This is a genomic window from Hominiventricola filiformis (assembly GCF_020686965.1).
Classification (GTDB): domain Bacteria; phylum Bacillota; class Clostridia; order Lachnospirales; family Lachnospiraceae; genus Hominiventricola; species Hominiventricola filiformis.
Genome location: NZ_JAJEPS010000017.1, coordinates 15,660 through 29,821 on the forward strand (window position 1 = coordinate 15,660; position 14,162 = coordinate 29,821).

Genomic DNA, 14,162 nt, shown 5'->3' on the forward strand with positions numbered 1-14,162 from the left:
CATGGATAAAAAATGTCATCACTTAATTATAGATAAAGAGTTTAAAGCTTTATCTCCTCTATATTCCAAAGACATCCTCTCAAAAGCAGAAACTGACATCTTGCTTTCAGGTTCCCTTTCTTCCCCTATCAAAGTCTGGGGAAACACAATTCTTACAGATTTTTTGTCTTATCAGATCTGTCATAAATTAAATATTCCATTTGAAATCGAAAGAATCACCTTCTATTCCAGAAGTGATGCTCTTCTTTATACCTGCAGAACTTTCATAGAAACAGAAAATCTGTCAGAACCACACAACCGTTATCTAATTGGAAAAGCTTACTTTTATATGTGTGCTCTTATGGCGGATGTATATCATGGCAGACGCCCCAATCCTTTTGCTAAAGAGCATACACAGATTTTAAAAAATAAATATGCCAGAAATAAAACTGCCTTTATTGCAGCCTCACTTTTTCATGTATCTCCTACTACCGTTACAAAATATGCCAGTTTTGCCAATGCAATAGATGAAATCAGGAAAAAAAATATGGTTGTCAGCGATGCCATTCTCGAACAATCTTTTAGAATTTCTATGGAAAACACAATTGCTTTAGCGAAGCTGCCTACCGCAAGAATCACCTGGGCTTACAAAGAAGGTATCACCAAGCTTCCTGAAAATTTTTTTGAAGCTCACCTACAGCTTCCTCCAAAGGCAGATCCGCAAATCAAACAAATGCCAGCATATGACAAAGATGCAGAGCTTTCCAGTCTCACTCTGACAATAAATGCCTGGAATACCTCCATGGAACGATTTTTGCGCATCTCCAAACTGTCTTTAGCCTCAGATGAAGCCAAAGAGAAACTAAATCAGGCCCTGATAAAGTTAAGTAACACTGCAACTCTTATTCAATTCAAAATAAAGGAGTCCGACCATGAATCGTGAAACAGAAATTGACTTAAACCAATTTGTACCAAAAGTCCAATTTGAGCTTATTCCGATCAAAAATCTGGTATCAAACCAAGATTATCAGAGAAATTTATCTATCAAACATGTTCAGAAGGTTGCTTCTCATTTTGATTTACAGCAAATCAATCCTGTAAAAGTCAGCCGTCGAAACGGAATCAATTATGTCTTTAATGGACAGCACACCATTGAAATCATTGCTCTGGTATCCGGCTCCAGAGAAACACCTGTCTGGTGCATGGTCTATGATGATCTTGTTTACGAAGAGGAAGCAGATATCTTTGCAAACCAGCTTAAATACACGAAATCGTTATCCCCCTATGAAATCTTCATGGCGAACATAGAAGCAGGGAACGATATGCAGCTTACAATTAAAGCATTGATAGAGTCCTATGACCTTGTTCTCAGTGCAAAATCCGCCCCGGGAAATATCTGTGCAATCTCCACCGTTGAGGATATTTACTTAAAATGTGGATTTCATGTATTAGACCGGACAATTCGCCTTATCGTTCAAACCTGGGAGGGCGAACAAAAATCATTCTCTGCAAATATGCTAAACGGTGTGGCAAGGCTTATAAAATGTTTTGGAGATTCTATAAAAGATACCATCTTTATGGAAAAGTTAGGAATCATCTCTATAAGAGAACTCAGTCGAACTGCAAAAGACAGACATGCTGGATCCCTTGGATATTCAGAAGCAATGCTTATCTTCTACAATAAAAAGAACACCGGTGGATTACAAATGGAGAAGTTATATGCCAAAAATAAAAAACCAGCTCCTTTAGATGACGATACCCCCTCTTCAAACCAAGATAGCATCAATAATTCCCAAATGTCTCTGTTTTCCGGCACAGCAAATGAAACATCGGAATTATAAGACTCTATGTCAGCAAAAAATTTATGAGTCAGGAGAACAATGTCTCTCTTGGCTCATAATTTTTCCGATATTTCCCTGTAATTTGTAATGGCTTCTATCGTCTTCTTATATAGCGTCTGCCAGTGCTGCTTTCACCTTGATATTTACCTTCTTTTATTGCTGAACATAATTGCATAATATCATATTTTGTCTCTGATGCTACGTTAATACTTTTTAAATAATCTATCTCTTCATTCAACGCTTTCAATTCAGTTTGCTTTTTTGCCAACCTACCGATACGCTGTTCTTCTACTACTTTCTCTGCATCTTCTAAAGATGAAGACCATTCGCCCTTTTTGTATTCAGCCTGTTTTCCATCTTTCAGAATACAATGTGCCGTACCATCATCATCAACAGATTCCAAGACAGCTACTTTGATTTTTCCAATTTTTAGTGCTAACCTTGTTATATAAATAAGGTTCATTCCATCAAATACATCAGATTCTATTTGTTTTCGCTCTTCATGCGGGCCCAAGTTACTCATTCCTCATCTCCTAATTTTATCTTTAAAACTTCACAGTTTCCGGTTCATGGGTAAATGCCGAAAATGTTGCTGTCGCATTCTTAAAATAGAATACCTCCGTATTACCATCATCAGCAGAATACATTTTCTTTAAAGACGGGTACGCATCAAGCATGGACTGTCTTGCTTCCCTACGGTCATCTTCTACCAGTTCCCCTGCTACACGAAGCCACTCACCATTCTTAAACGCACAGATTTCCACCTTGGGATTTGCATGAATCTGCTTGGATACGTCCTTTACCTTTCCCGTCTGGATATAAAGCTTTCCCTCAAAAATATGTGCCGTTCCAAAAGGTCTTACTCTTGGCTGATCGCCCTCCATTGTTGCCAGATAATAAGTAGATGCTTCTTTTAAAAATTTTGCTACCCGTTCCATGTTTGAATCCTCCTGCCTATTTTTTCTCTGAAATCCCAACTGTACAAAACCGGATTCCTTATGAATATTATTTTAAGCCTCATATTTTGGATTTTCAACCAAACCTGCGCCTTTCTCTTCAAGCCTTATTCTCTAATTTTCTCCAGTGTCCACATACCATTCTTTTTATGATAATAAAGAATGACTTCCTGTACACGATCCTGCAATGTTATTTCGCAACAGAATTTAATTACATCTACCGTTCTGTCATTAAACCATTTGATATGGTCAATCTTAAGCCGCAGCCCTTCATACCGAAAATACAAGGGAATTATCTTTCCCAAAGTATCAAAAGATGCGATTACAGGTACGAGTATAAGATTTGGATTATGTGCAAATGGATTACCAATTTCCGCGCTTGCAGATAGAGCCATTCTGCCACCTCTTTTTCCACTAAAATATCTTTTTGTTTATTATACCAGTCCTCCACCTTTCTTTCAATATTTATCGAACATTTGTTTGTTTTATTCATAATAGAGCAACACTCTAATCAAGATGCCAGATATATGAGTCTCCGAAACCTTTGCCATATGTCACAGCCCTGCCACAAATGCAATAGCTTAAAATAAATAAGCAATAGTGCCAGCCAATGGAAGCCAAGTACTATTGCTTTCTATTATGTAACGTATCAATAAATTTTATGATCCTCTTAAAAAACGGCACCTTATCTGATGGCGAATGCTGTTTTTCAACCTCTTCTCCGTACGTCCAAAACCGGGTCAGAGCTCAGTACCAAGTAGCAGTCCCTCTGGCGAAGAATGCCGTCCATACAGACTCCCTCTCCTACGTCCAAATCCGAAGCAAAGGCTACTGCTATTTATATTATATGTACCATCTTCCATTATCGTCAATGGAAACACATTCTTATATATCTATTTTATAAGTCTTCCTGAAAATTTCCTTTTGTCGTTCTAACTCTACTTTTTTCTTATCCTGACGCTCTTTTCTTTTGGCTATACCAGCCTTAATTTCTGCCAGCATCTGTTCTTTCGATTTTGCATCTTCCGGAGGGTTCCATTCCATATCATCCTCCATTTCCTCTTCTGGATCATCAGGCAAAAACGCAGCATAGTTACTGATAAATTCAATCCACAAATCTGTGTTAATGGGAGCAATTTTCTTAGAAATGCTATTAAATAGATCTTGTGTCATTGGCTGTCGCCCTTTGTATGCTTCATGTTCAACTTCCGTCAAGCGTACAAATATTTCTATTCTACTAGCAATCTCTTCTGTAATTTCTATATCTTCCGGCTTCATTTTTATCCCACTCCATAGCCAGAATCCTTATTTTTCATCATTGACCTCTTGCATTGATCGAACAAGCCGGAGAATTATCTCCTGTTCTTTCGTATCAAGACTATCCCACGCTTTTATAATTTCCACAGGTATTCCTGATAATTCAGCATATCTGTCATCATCAAAGAACTGTGCCAGTGTAATCCCAAACGCATTACAAATGCGCTCTAACGTTATTATTGTAGGAACATTTTTCTTAGAAATTATTTTTGAAATAGCAGTTGTCGGAATGCCACATTTTTGTGAAATCCGGTATCTACTCACTTCATATTTTTCAAACAATTCTTCGAGTCTCTTTGGGATATAGTCTTCTATACTCACTGATTTTGCTCCTCTCCAGCATGATACAGATTTATCATATCCTGTGCCAGAGCAATTTATTAGTCTGTTAGAAAGAGACTATTTTTAGTCATTTTCGAGAGACTATCAGGTCAAAAAAATAAGAATTCCAAGTTCCATTCTTTTTTTCTATAATATCAAAATTCTATGTAAAATACTACTTCAAAAAGCACGTATACACGATTTATTTCACACATATACTGCTTTTTCTATACCAGTGACACTATCACTTACACACATCATTAACTCTTTTCCAATAAATGCTATAATTGCTACACAAAACACATTAAATTAGGGTGTCTCTGGTTTTCCACGATAATCAAAATAACTTCCACTACGCCCATGCCGCTTTCATCTGCCCACAGGCCTGCCATTTTCCACCTGATTCTGTTCCATAGTTTCATACGCTTCTCCTTATGTCTGAAATGATGTGACTGCCGGATACATAACCATAACCAGTATCGTCAGAAGCATCAGAAGCATGGGAAACAAAAGTCTGCTCTCACATTCTTCTCCCAGCTTTTTTGCATACGCTTTCCGATTTTCAAAAGCTTCCCGCGACTCTTCTTCAAGAAGAGCGGAAAGATTCCTGGTTCCCTTTCTAAGATTCTGACTCAGAAGCGCCCCCAGTTTGAGATACGACGGCAGTCTGCATCTGGCGCCGAATTTTTCGTAGGCAATACTCTCCGGGACACCATTCTGCATTTCGTAAAGAGTCGTACACATCTCTTCATATGCTTCATTGACCGGTCCTGAAGTTCTGTTTCTGTATCCCGCAGCAATCCGCTCCCATGCCTTTCTGCTGCTGATTCCGGCACTCATATAAAGGCTCAGCCGGCTGACAATATCCGGGTATGCAAGTTTCATTCTCTTTTCCCGCTCTGCAAGTGCTTTTTCTTCTTCCTTCTGCTGACCAAGCATCATGGCACAGACCGCACAGGCAGTAAGACCGGCCAGCATCAGCCATGTATGGTCCTTTTCGGGATACCATATAATCGATTTCCCTGCTGCCTGCTCCGGCAGCTCAACTGTTTCTGTGTCTTCTTTCTGTGTATCTTCCATCTTCCAGGAAAGTATTCGGATGAGTGCTTTATCATCCGGATTTTCCAGCGGACAGACCCATACTGTTCTGTCCCATGAGACCGTCTGATCTTCCAGTGACAGAACTGCTGTCACTTCCACCTGCTCAGCTCTGGTAAACCCTTCGTTTTTCACGGTACCGTCCACTGATATGTACTCCCATGAATTTAAGTACCACTGAATGGCAATGTCGGTTCCCGGATATACGGACGGCATGTTTACCTTTTCCGTAATATGCTCCAGATCCTGATTTTCTCCCAGAAACAGTATTTCCATTCCGTCTTCTGCTTTCTGCAGTTCTTCTGCAGTCTCCGCTTCTGTCTTCGGCCGTTCCCGCACGGTCACTTCCATGGAATATGGTTCTTCCCCGATCCATACTTCCAGCTTCTCCTTTCTGTCTCCTTCTCCATTTTCCGGTCTTATAAGAGACGTCAGAGGTTCTCTTGAAAACAGGCTGACTGCCAGCCAGATCACACTGAGCGCCCCTCCCACACAGGCAGTCAGGAGAAGTTTTTTCTTCTGTTTCATACTTCAAACTGCACCATCCTTCTTCCCATGACACAGGCTCCGGCATAGACAATGAGGCAGACAGTCATTATCAGTACGCCGGAAAGATTATGATAAAGCGCTTCCACAAATTCTCCGGATCCCATCCGGATATAGAAGAGGACACCGGCAGGCATAACCATCATAATTCTCTGTTCATATACTTTTGCCGCCAGAAATGTCCGGATCTCCCTTCTGGTATCCATCACCTGTGCCATCTGCCCGGCTGTCTGGCGGATAATTGTATTCAGGCTTCCACCGCTTGTTCTTGCCGTACAGAATACTTCCACAAAACTCTCTACTTCTTCCAACGGATGCTTTTCTGCCAGATCCTTCAGCAGCTGTTCCGGACGCTGGTTATTTTCTGCACGCAGTACCATCTCCTGCAGAGCTTCCAGCATGGCACCTCCTCCCGGAAACATAAGTCTCAGTTCTCTCAGTGACTGGCCAAAAGCATTTTCAACGGAATATCCCGCTGTCAGAGAAGATGACAGCAAAAGAATCCACTCCCGGAACTGCATCCGAAACTGTTCTTTCTCCTTCTCCATCCTTGACTGCTCCCATTCCCGATGCCAGACGATCAGAAGCGGAAGCAGAAATGGAACTGCCAGTACGGAATCATAATACAGCCAGGCAAGTGCTGCCACCAGCAGGATCCCCGTCAATGTTTCCGGCAGCCGCCTCCATATACATCTTCCCCATTCCTGCACGCTGAAATTTTTCAATATGCTTCATTTCTCCTGTCCGTTCTTGTATCCCGCAGATTCTGCCTGATACTTCACCGGTCTCCCGGAAGAGAAACAGCGGATTCAATCCGACCTGATCCCCTTCCATGCCGGTCACTTCTGTGATTTCGAGAAGTCTCCTGGTCTTATCCCTGAGTCTTCCCAGATAAACGATCAGGTCAATTCCGGATGCAATCTGCCTCCGGATTGCCTGTAACGGCAATTCCATCCCCATGAGAGACATTGTTTCAAGACGTGAGATCGTATCCCTCGTGCTGTTTGCATGGCAGGTACTGATACTGCCGTCGTGCCCTGTATTCAGACAGGTCAGCAGCTCAAACGCCTCCCCGCCCCGGACCTCACCGACAATGATACGGCTTGGCCGCATTCTGAGCGATGCCCTGATCAGATCCCTGACAGTGATCTCCCGACAGTCTTCAAGACCTGCAGATCTGGTCTCAAGACGGACCAGATTCGGCACTGTGCGAATCTGAAGTTCTGACGTATCTTCAATCACCACCACTCTCTCATCTTCCGGTATATACTCTGACAGAGCATTAAGGAACGTCGTCTTGCCGCTCCCGGTTCCTCCTGCGATCAGGATCGAGTATCCTGCCCTCACCGCATGCTTTAAAAATTCTGCTTCTTCTTCCGAGATACTTTCCAATTCCAGCAGCTTCTGCATGGTTACAGGCTCATCCGGAAATCTTCGTATTGTGATAATCGGCCCGTTGACCGCCACAGGCGGAAGTACTATATGTACTCTGTCCCCGTTTTTCAATCTCGCATCCACGATAGGCTGCGATTCATTGACGGTCCGGTTACAGGCTCCCGCGATCTGCTGGACAATGTCCAGTATCCGTTCTTCTGAGGCAAAACTTTTATCCCAGCGGTATAACCGTCCTTCTCTTTCCAGAAAAATTCCTTCGGTTCCATTGACCATAATTTCTGTAATGCTGTGCTCCTCCAGAAGCTCCTGAAGCATGTCCATCTTTCGGAGTGCATAAAACAGCTCTTTCTTCAACCGGCATTTTTCATTCAGGGAAAGGCGTTTCTCCTTCCCGCAGGTAAGAATCACTTCGTCAATCAGTTCCTGCATCTCTTCGTCAGAGACTTCCCGGCTTAAATCCACCCGCTGCAAAATCTGGCTTTTCAGCTCTTCATATAATCCGGACCTTTCTGTCTCCGATTTTTCTCCCATGGTTCCTCCTAACCTTTCAGCAGTCCCCGGATATACATTCCAAAGCTTTGCTGCGGCAGCATAAGCAGATCATCCCGGCTCTCCGGAATCTCGCTGTTTTCCGGTATTTCGAGTTTCTGAAATTTTTCAACAATGTCCAGTCCGCCTAAAATCTGAACTGCGTTTTCCCATTGAGCCAGCTTTGCCCTGGAGATCATGTCCTGCCGCACAGGTACGTAGATACCATCACACTGCCTTAAAAGTTCTGTCTCATGGCCCATGGCCATTCCCAGATCAAGAATCACGGAGTCATAGCTGCTTCTGGCCCGTATCAGACGAATCAGTTCCAGCCATTCTTCCGTCTCAATCTGATGAAAATCCGTATACGATTCACAAGGTGGGATATAATCCAGGTGATCCAGCTTCTGAACCATACTGTTCAACCGATAGAGAAACTGCGCATTATTTTGCTGACGCAGAAAATAGATCAGATCCGAGATATTCCAGTGGCTTTCCCCCATGTACTCCCCCATTCCGGAACACTCTTCCATGTTCAGATATAAAACATTCTGACTTTCCGCCAGTATCTGCCCCAGCGTAAGAGCAAACACTGTTCGATTGCTTTCGCTCACCGGAGAAAAAATACCGATCACCCGGTTATCCTTCCTGCTTTCCTCGATATACATCCCCTCGGTATTCTGCTCGGAATAATAATACATAAGCTCCCGGAGAATATTTTCCACAGACTGATACTTGTACACCGCATGACAGCCTTCTGCTTCTTTTACAAGGCTTCCTTCTGAAAGAATCACCGTACACTTCTGATGGATCAGAGCCTGACAGCTTTCATACCACTCTGCCGCTATCAGCAGTATTTCCATCTCTTCTCCTGCAAGGGCCTTGATCAGAGCCTCTCTGTCCGTGCAGATACGCACCTGGAACAGATGGCTTTCTTTCAGATTCACATACTCCATAAATGCTTTTCCATATGCATCATCCGGGTCTGCGATCCATAAACCTGTGCTTTTCACATAGCTACCTCCAACAGCATTTTTATTCTTCTTATGCTGCAAATAAAATAATGGAATTCGGCTCAGAAATAAAGCTGTGAGCCTATGGCGAAATGCCACTTAAAGATAAACGTTTATCACAGTTCCGATTATATCAGCTTCCTGATCTTTGTCTACGGTGTTTACAATTTGTTCACAAATTTTGGAAATATGTCACAAAAGACGAAGTGCCAAAATTGCGTAAAGCAGAGAAATCCCGCTGAAACCAAGGATTCCGGATGTCAAAAGACTCACCAAATTCATACCTGCCCTGACAGGTATCTCATAGGAAGAAAGAAGACTGTTGATCCCATAGATGGCAATCTGTCCCAGTACTGCCCGAATGCAGAAATTCATGATCACCTCAGCTTTATGTTTCACAAGAACCACAAAAAGCACTGCCACACAGGATCCTGCGATTGTCAAAAACCCCATTCCTTTATCCATTCTGTCACCCTCCTTCCCCTCCATCTATATGAATCTGACGGAAAATTATTCCGCATTTTCGTATATATTTTCCTTTTGAGGACTATACTGGTAATAACAGCTCTACTTTGCAGGAAGGATGACAGCAATGAAAATAAAGGATGCCGCTCCCGTACAGGATTCCAGAAAGCAGCAGCTTCTGGAAGATATTGCCCGGACAAAATCCGCACTCGACCGCGCCTACTCCAATTTTGAGAACGTTATTGACCCGGATCTGATCGACTCTTCCATCTATGAACTTCAATCCATTCAGATGCGCTACCGTTTTCTTCTCAGGCAGGCCTCTCTGCTGGAAGAAAGCTCCTGACAATTGACTTCTTTTTCCTCCTGTGCTACTCTGATAAAAGCATGAATTAACAGAGGTAAGCAAATGGAAAAGAAAAAATTTTATATGACAACAGCCATTGCCTATGCATCCGGAAAACCTCACATTGGCAACACCTATGAGATCGTTCTGGCAGACAGTATTGCCCGCTATAAGAGATTTCAGGGTTATGATGTGTTCTTCCAGACCGGAACCGATGAGCATGGCCAGAAAATCGAACTGAAGGCAGAAGATGCCCGTATTACCCCGAAGGAATTTGTCGACAATGCAGCCAGTGAGATCAAGAGAATCTGGGATCTCATGGATACTTCCTACGACAAATTCATCCGTACTACTGATGAGGATCATGAAAAACAGGTTCAGAAGATCTTCAAATATATGTATGACAAGGGAGATATTTACAAGGGATCCTATGAAGGAATGTACTGTACTCCCTGTGAGTCTTTCTGGACTCCATCCCAGCTGGTAGACGGCAAATGCCCGGACTGCGGCCGTGAAGTACAGCCTGCAAAAGAGGAAGCATATTTCTTCAAAATGAGCAAATATGCGGATCGTCTGATTGATTACATTAACACCCATCCGGAATTCATTCAGCCGGTATCCCGTAAGAACGAGATGATGAATAACTTCCTTCTTCCGGGTCTTCAGGATCTGTGTGTATCCAGAACCTCCTTCAACTGGGGTATTCCGGTTACCTTTGATCCGAAGCATGTTACCTACGTATGGCTGGATGCTCTGACCAACTACATTACCGGTATCGGTTATGACTGCGACGGCAACAGTTCCGAGCAGTTCAAGAAACTCTGGCCGGCTGACCTGCACCTGATCGGAAAGGATATCATCCGTTTCCATACCATCTACTGGCCGATTTTCCTTATGTCTCTGGATCTTCCGCTGCCGAAACAGGTATTTGGACATCCGTGGCTCTTACAGGGAGACGGCAAGATGAGTAAGTCCAAAGGAAATGTGCTCTATGCCGATGATCTGGTAGATTTCTTCGGTGTGGATGCAGTCCGTTATTTTGTTCTTCACGAGATGCCGTTTGAAAATGATGGTGTGATCTCCTGGGAACTGATGGTAGAGCGCCTGAATTCCGAGCTGGCAAATACCCTCGGAAACCTGGTAAACCGTACCATCTCCATGTCCAACAAATATTTCGACGGCGTTGTTACCAATACCGGTGTTACTGCAGACGTAGATGAGGATCTGAAAGCAACTGTCCTCGGAACCCTGAAAAAAGTAAATGAGAAGATGGACCAGCTCCGTGTGGCAGATGCTCTGACTGAGATCTTTGCACTGTTCAAACGCTGCAATAAATACATTGATGAGACCATGCCGTGGGCACTGGCAAAAGATAAGGCACAACAGGATCGTCTGGCAACGGTTCTCTACAACCTGGTAGAGAGCATCAGCTACGGCGCAGCTCTTCTCGAGCCGTTCATGCCGTCCACTTCCAGAAAGATTCTGGAGCAGCTGAATGCAAAACCGCGTACCATTGAGGAGATGGAGCAGTTCGGTCTCTATGAATCCGGTACCAAAGTGACAGATCAGCCGCAGATTCTGTTTGCACGTATGGACATCAAGGAAGTACTGGAAAAAGTAGAAGCCATGAAAGCGGAGAAAGAAGCTGCCAACGCTCCGAAAGATCCGGTCATCGACATTGAGCCGAAAGAGAACGTGTCTTATGATGACTTTGCCAAACTGCAGTTCCAGGTAGGTGAGATTCTTTCCTGTGAAGCTGTTCCGAAGGCAGACAAACTGCTCTGCTCCCAGGTAAAGATCGGCAGTCAGGTACGCCAGATTGTATCCGGTATCCGCAGCGGATATACCCCGGAAGAAATGGTTGGCAAGAAAGTGATGGTTCTTGTAAATCTGCAGCCGAGAAAAATCCGCGGACTGGTATCCGAAGGAATGCTGCTCTGTGCAGAGAATGAAAAAGGTGAACTTTCTCTGGTTGTTCCGGAAAAAGAAATGCCGGCAGGTGCTGAAATCTGCTAATATTTCACAGAAAGTTATAACAGCCGTGTGAGCATGCTCACACGGCTGTTATTATTTCAAATGTCATACAAATTACTATTCCGGAATATACTTTCCTGATCCCATCAAAATCAGGAGAGTATACCATGCGGATTCCTCATATTTCCTTCAAACAAAAACATCTATTCTTTCTCTGTTCCGGAGTCACAGCGGTCCTGCTGTGCTTTTGTTTACGCTCCCCTGATTTTGACAGTTTCACCATGGAAATTTTCCGGCAGGAACTGTCCGGAAATACACTGAGTCTTCATTATACCCTGGCAGATCCTGCCTCTTTTGACATTGCGCAGGAAAAAATCTCCCTTGGAACTCTCCCAACCACCCCGGATCCGGAAAGTCTTGCGGTTCTTCGGAATCTTCAGGTGAGACTTCAGGCATTTTCTGATAACGGCCTTACATCGGAAGAACAGCGCACCGCTGATCTTCTGTCCTGGTGGTTTACTGGCCAGGCTGCTCTTTATGACTATTATTATTTACAGGAACCGCTTGGTCCAACGCTTGGCATTCAGGCACAGCTTCCGATCCTGCTCTCCGAATATGTCTTCCGTAATAAGCAGGATGTTCAGAACTATCTGGAGCTTCTCAAACAGCTTCCTGCTTATTTTTCAGAGATAGCAGATTTTGAGCAGTTAAAAGCAGATGCAGGTCTGCTCATGAATGCAGAGAGTCTTCAGAAAGTAATAAATCAATGCAGAGAATTTTCCTCTGATACGGAAAACACTTTTTGGGCATCCAGTTTTCGGGAACGTATTTCCAACTGCCAGTTTTTGAGCAACGATGAGCAGATTGCCTGTGAGATCCGGCATCAGAAGCTGCTTCATCAGGCGGTTTTTCCTGCCTATACTCAGCTTGCCGCCGATCTGGACACAATGCTTCCGCTGGCTCCTTCCGAGCCGCTGGGACTGGCTCACGTTCCAAATGGAACTTCTTATTTCCAATGGCTGCTGACCTATCAAATCGGTACCGACCGCACCATCTCTGAGATCCGTGATCTTCTGGAAGAACAGATTGCCACTGACTATGAGACCATACTGGAAGCCGTCCGGAACGGCGTGGATCTTCTTCATCCAGTTTCTGAACACCCTCTCTTCGACACAGATACTGATCCGAAAACGATTCTGCATCGGCTGGCGCTTAAATGTACTCTGGATTTTCCGGATGTCCCTTCTATTTCCTGGAAGATAAAGACTGTCCCGGATTCTTTAGCGTCCACGTTAAGCCCTGCTTTTTTCCTGACGCCTCCGCTTGATATTCCTGAAGAAAATATCATCTATGTCAATCCAGCCTATGAACCGGATGAAAAAGAATTGGTTACAACACTTGCCCACGAAGGCTATCCCGGCCACCTCTATCAGAATACATTTGAGTCTTCTCTTCCTCCCATCCGCAGTCTTTTCTACATCGGCGGTTATACAGAAGGCTGGGGACTGTACAGTGAATTCTACGCCTATGATTTCCTTGGTTACTCAGCAGAAACCGCTTCCGCACTCCGGGCGCTTTCCTCCCTCAACTATGCCATCTGCTCTGTTCTTGATCTGGAAGTCCATACCTCCGGCTGGACAGAAGAGGACTGCTCCAACTATCTGCAAAGTTTCGGCATCACCGATGCAGAACAGGCTCATTCTCTTTACCTTACCATCCTCGAAGAACCTGCCAACTATCTTAAGTATTACCTCGGTTATCTGGAAATCTGCAAACTGAAAGAGAGTGCTTTCGCACTCTCTCCTGATCTTTCAATTATAGAATTTCACCGATGGTTTCTGGAAGAAGGTCCGACACCCTTTTCTCTTCTTCAGAAAGATCTTCCAGATCTCTGTCATGAGAATTCTCTGAAATAAGTCCTCAGTTTTTCCAGCGCCGCCGCAAGCACATCCAGTTCCTCTCCCTGGAATCCGTCCATGACCGTCTGCACCATCCGCCGATGGAAATCTGCATGCTTCTCATAAGCTAATCTTCCCTTGTCTGTCAGAGAGATCAGCACCACCCGCTTGTCTTCGGCACTTCTGACTCTGGTCACATACCCTTTTTTCACCAGGTTATTAATGGCTGTTGTCAATGTTCCCATGGTAACTGCCATGGCCTTCGCCACTGTTCCCATATTCTTTGGTTCTTTGACTCCGATGGCATCAATAATGTGCATATCATTAATAGAAATCTCCTTAAAGCTTCCTGTAATCAATGCTTTTTGTTCTACATCCAGAATCTCGTTGAACAGCATTACCAGCAAATTGTTAAAGATTTCCTCCTGATTCACGTTCTTACCTCCATGTGACCTTTCTGTTTTTCAGTATAACACACGGAAACG

17 protein-coding genes are annotated in these 14,162 nt (G+C 43.8%); 5 read left to right on the forward strand and 12 right to left on the reverse strand.

Going from position 1 to position 14,162, the window contains the following annotated elements:
- Position 1: 1 nt before the first annotated feature.
- Together LKD36_RS13820 and LKD36_RS13825 are read left to right on the forward strand one after the other, a co-directional pair.
- Positions 2-922 carry a hypothetical protein gene (locus tag LKD36_RS13820; protein WP_308459943.1) on the forward strand — a complete coding sequence of 307 codons (921 nt, stop codon included), beginning with the start codon at positions 2-4 and terminating at the stop codon, positions 920-922.
- Positions 912-1,820 (forward strand): DUF6551 family protein, encoded by a 909-nt coding sequence (locus LKD36_RS13825; protein WP_308459944.1) that lies wholly within the window; start codon positions 912-914, stop codon positions 1,818-1,820. The genes LKD36_RS13820 and LKD36_RS13825 overlap by 11 nt, the downstream gene beginning before the upstream one ends.
- Positions 1,821-1,914: 94 nt before the next feature.
- On the opposite strand, the gene LKD36_RS13830 is transcribed toward LKD36_RS13825, so the two are convergent.
- The 11 genes from LKD36_RS13830 to LKD36_RS13880 all read right to left on the reverse strand — a co-directional run bounded on the left by LKD36_RS13830 (position 1,915) and on the right by LKD36_RS13880 (position 9,459).
- Complete coding sequence (locus tag LKD36_RS13830) at positions 1,915-2,343, reverse strand: hypothetical protein (RefSeq protein WP_308459945.1); 429 nt, start codon at positions 2,341-2,343, stop codon at positions 1,915-1,917.
- A 22-nt stretch (positions 2,344-2,365) separates the two neighbouring features.
- Positions 2,366-2,758 carry a pyridoxamine 5'-phosphate oxidase family protein gene (locus LKD36_RS13835; protein WP_308459946.1) on the reverse strand — a complete coding sequence of 131 codons (393 nt, stop codon included), beginning with the start codon at positions 2,756-2,758 and terminating at the stop codon, positions 2,366-2,368.
- 125 nt (positions 2,759-2,883) lie between these two features.
- The gene (locus LKD36_RS13840) at positions 2,884-3,171 is read right to left on the reverse strand and encodes a hypothetical protein (protein WP_308459947.1); all 288 of its coding nucleotides are present in this window, start codon (positions 3,169-3,171) and stop codon (positions 2,884-2,886) included.
- 490 nt (positions 3,172-3,661) lie between these two features.
- The gene (locus tag LKD36_RS13845) at positions 3,662-4,054 is read right to left on the reverse strand and encodes a hypothetical protein (RefSeq protein WP_308459948.1); all 393 of its coding nucleotides are present in this window, start codon (positions 4,052-4,054) and stop codon (positions 3,662-3,664) included.
- A 27-nt stretch (positions 4,055-4,081) separates the two neighbouring features.
- Positions 4,082-4,414 (reverse strand): helix-turn-helix domain-containing protein, encoded by a 333-nt coding sequence (locus LKD36_RS13850; RefSeq protein ID WP_118771212.1) that lies wholly within the window; start codon positions 4,412-4,414, stop codon positions 4,082-4,084.
- Between the two features lie 290 nt (positions 4,415-4,704).
- On the reverse strand, positions 4,705-4,836 hold the full coding sequence (locus LKD36_RS13855) for a hypothetical protein (RefSeq protein ID WP_308459949.1): 132 nt from the start codon (positions 4,834-4,836) through the stop codon (positions 4,705-4,707).
- Positions 4,837-4,846: 10 nt separating this feature from the next.
- Positions 4,847-6,040: a hypothetical protein gene (locus tag LKD36_RS13860; RefSeq protein ID WP_308459950.1), complete on the reverse strand. Its 1,194-nt coding sequence runs from the start codon at positions 6,038-6,040 to the stop codon at positions 4,847-4,849.
- On the reverse strand, positions 6,037-6,705 hold the full coding sequence (locus LKD36_RS13865) for a type II secretion system F family protein (protein WP_308459951.1): 669 nt from the start codon (positions 6,703-6,705) through the stop codon (positions 6,037-6,039). The genes LKD36_RS13860 and LKD36_RS13865 overlap by 4 nt, the downstream gene beginning before the upstream one ends.
- On the reverse strand, positions 6,677-7,984 hold the full coding sequence (locus LKD36_RS13870; RefSeq protein WP_308459952.1) for a CpaF family protein: 1,308 nt from the start codon (positions 7,982-7,984) through the stop codon (positions 6,677-6,679). The genes LKD36_RS13865 and LKD36_RS13870 overlap by 29 nt, the downstream gene beginning before the upstream one ends.
- A gap of 8 nt (positions 7,985-7,992) precedes the next feature.
- Positions 7,993-8,994 (reverse strand): P-loop NTPase family protein, encoded by a 1,002-nt coding sequence (locus LKD36_RS13875; RefSeq protein ID WP_118771206.1) that lies wholly within the window; start codon positions 8,992-8,994, stop codon positions 7,993-7,995.
- A 192-nt stretch (positions 8,995-9,186) separates the two neighbouring features.
- Complete coding sequence (locus tag LKD36_RS13880) at positions 9,187-9,459, reverse strand: pro-sigmaK processing inhibitor BofA family protein (protein WP_308459953.1); 273 nt, start codon at positions 9,457-9,459, stop codon at positions 9,187-9,189.
- 127 nt (positions 9,460-9,586) lie between these two features.
- Here LKD36_RS13880 and LKD36_RS13885 point away from each other — a divergent pair, with 127 nt between their 5' ends.
- The 3 genes from LKD36_RS13885 to LKD36_RS13895 all read left to right on the forward strand — a co-directional run bounded on the left by LKD36_RS13885 (position 9,587) and on the right by LKD36_RS13895 (position 13,695).
- Positions 9,587-9,805 (forward strand): YaaL family protein, encoded by a 219-nt coding sequence (locus LKD36_RS13885; RefSeq protein ID WP_118771204.1) that lies wholly within the window; start codon positions 9,587-9,589, stop codon positions 9,803-9,805.
- Between the two features lie 63 nt (positions 9,806-9,868).
- Positions 9,869-11,821, forward strand: a complete 1,953-nt coding sequence (metG, locus tag LKD36_RS13890; RefSeq protein WP_118771203.1) for a methionine--tRNA ligase — start codon at positions 9,869-9,871, stop codon at positions 11,819-11,821.
- A gap of 239 nt (positions 11,822-12,060) precedes the next feature.
- On the forward strand, positions 12,061-13,695 hold the full coding sequence (locus LKD36_RS13895; RefSeq protein WP_308459954.1) for a DUF885 domain-containing protein: 1,635 nt from the start codon (positions 12,061-12,063) through the stop codon (positions 13,693-13,695).
- Here the strand turns inward: LKD36_RS13895 and LKD36_RS13900 are convergent.
- Positions 13,674-14,111, reverse strand: a complete 438-nt coding sequence (locus LKD36_RS13900; protein ID WP_331465241.1) for a MarR family winged helix-turn-helix transcriptional regulator — start codon at positions 14,109-14,111, stop codon at positions 13,674-13,676. The genes LKD36_RS13895 and LKD36_RS13900 overlap by 22 nt on opposite strands.
- Positions 14,112-14,162 lie beyond the last annotated feature (51 nt).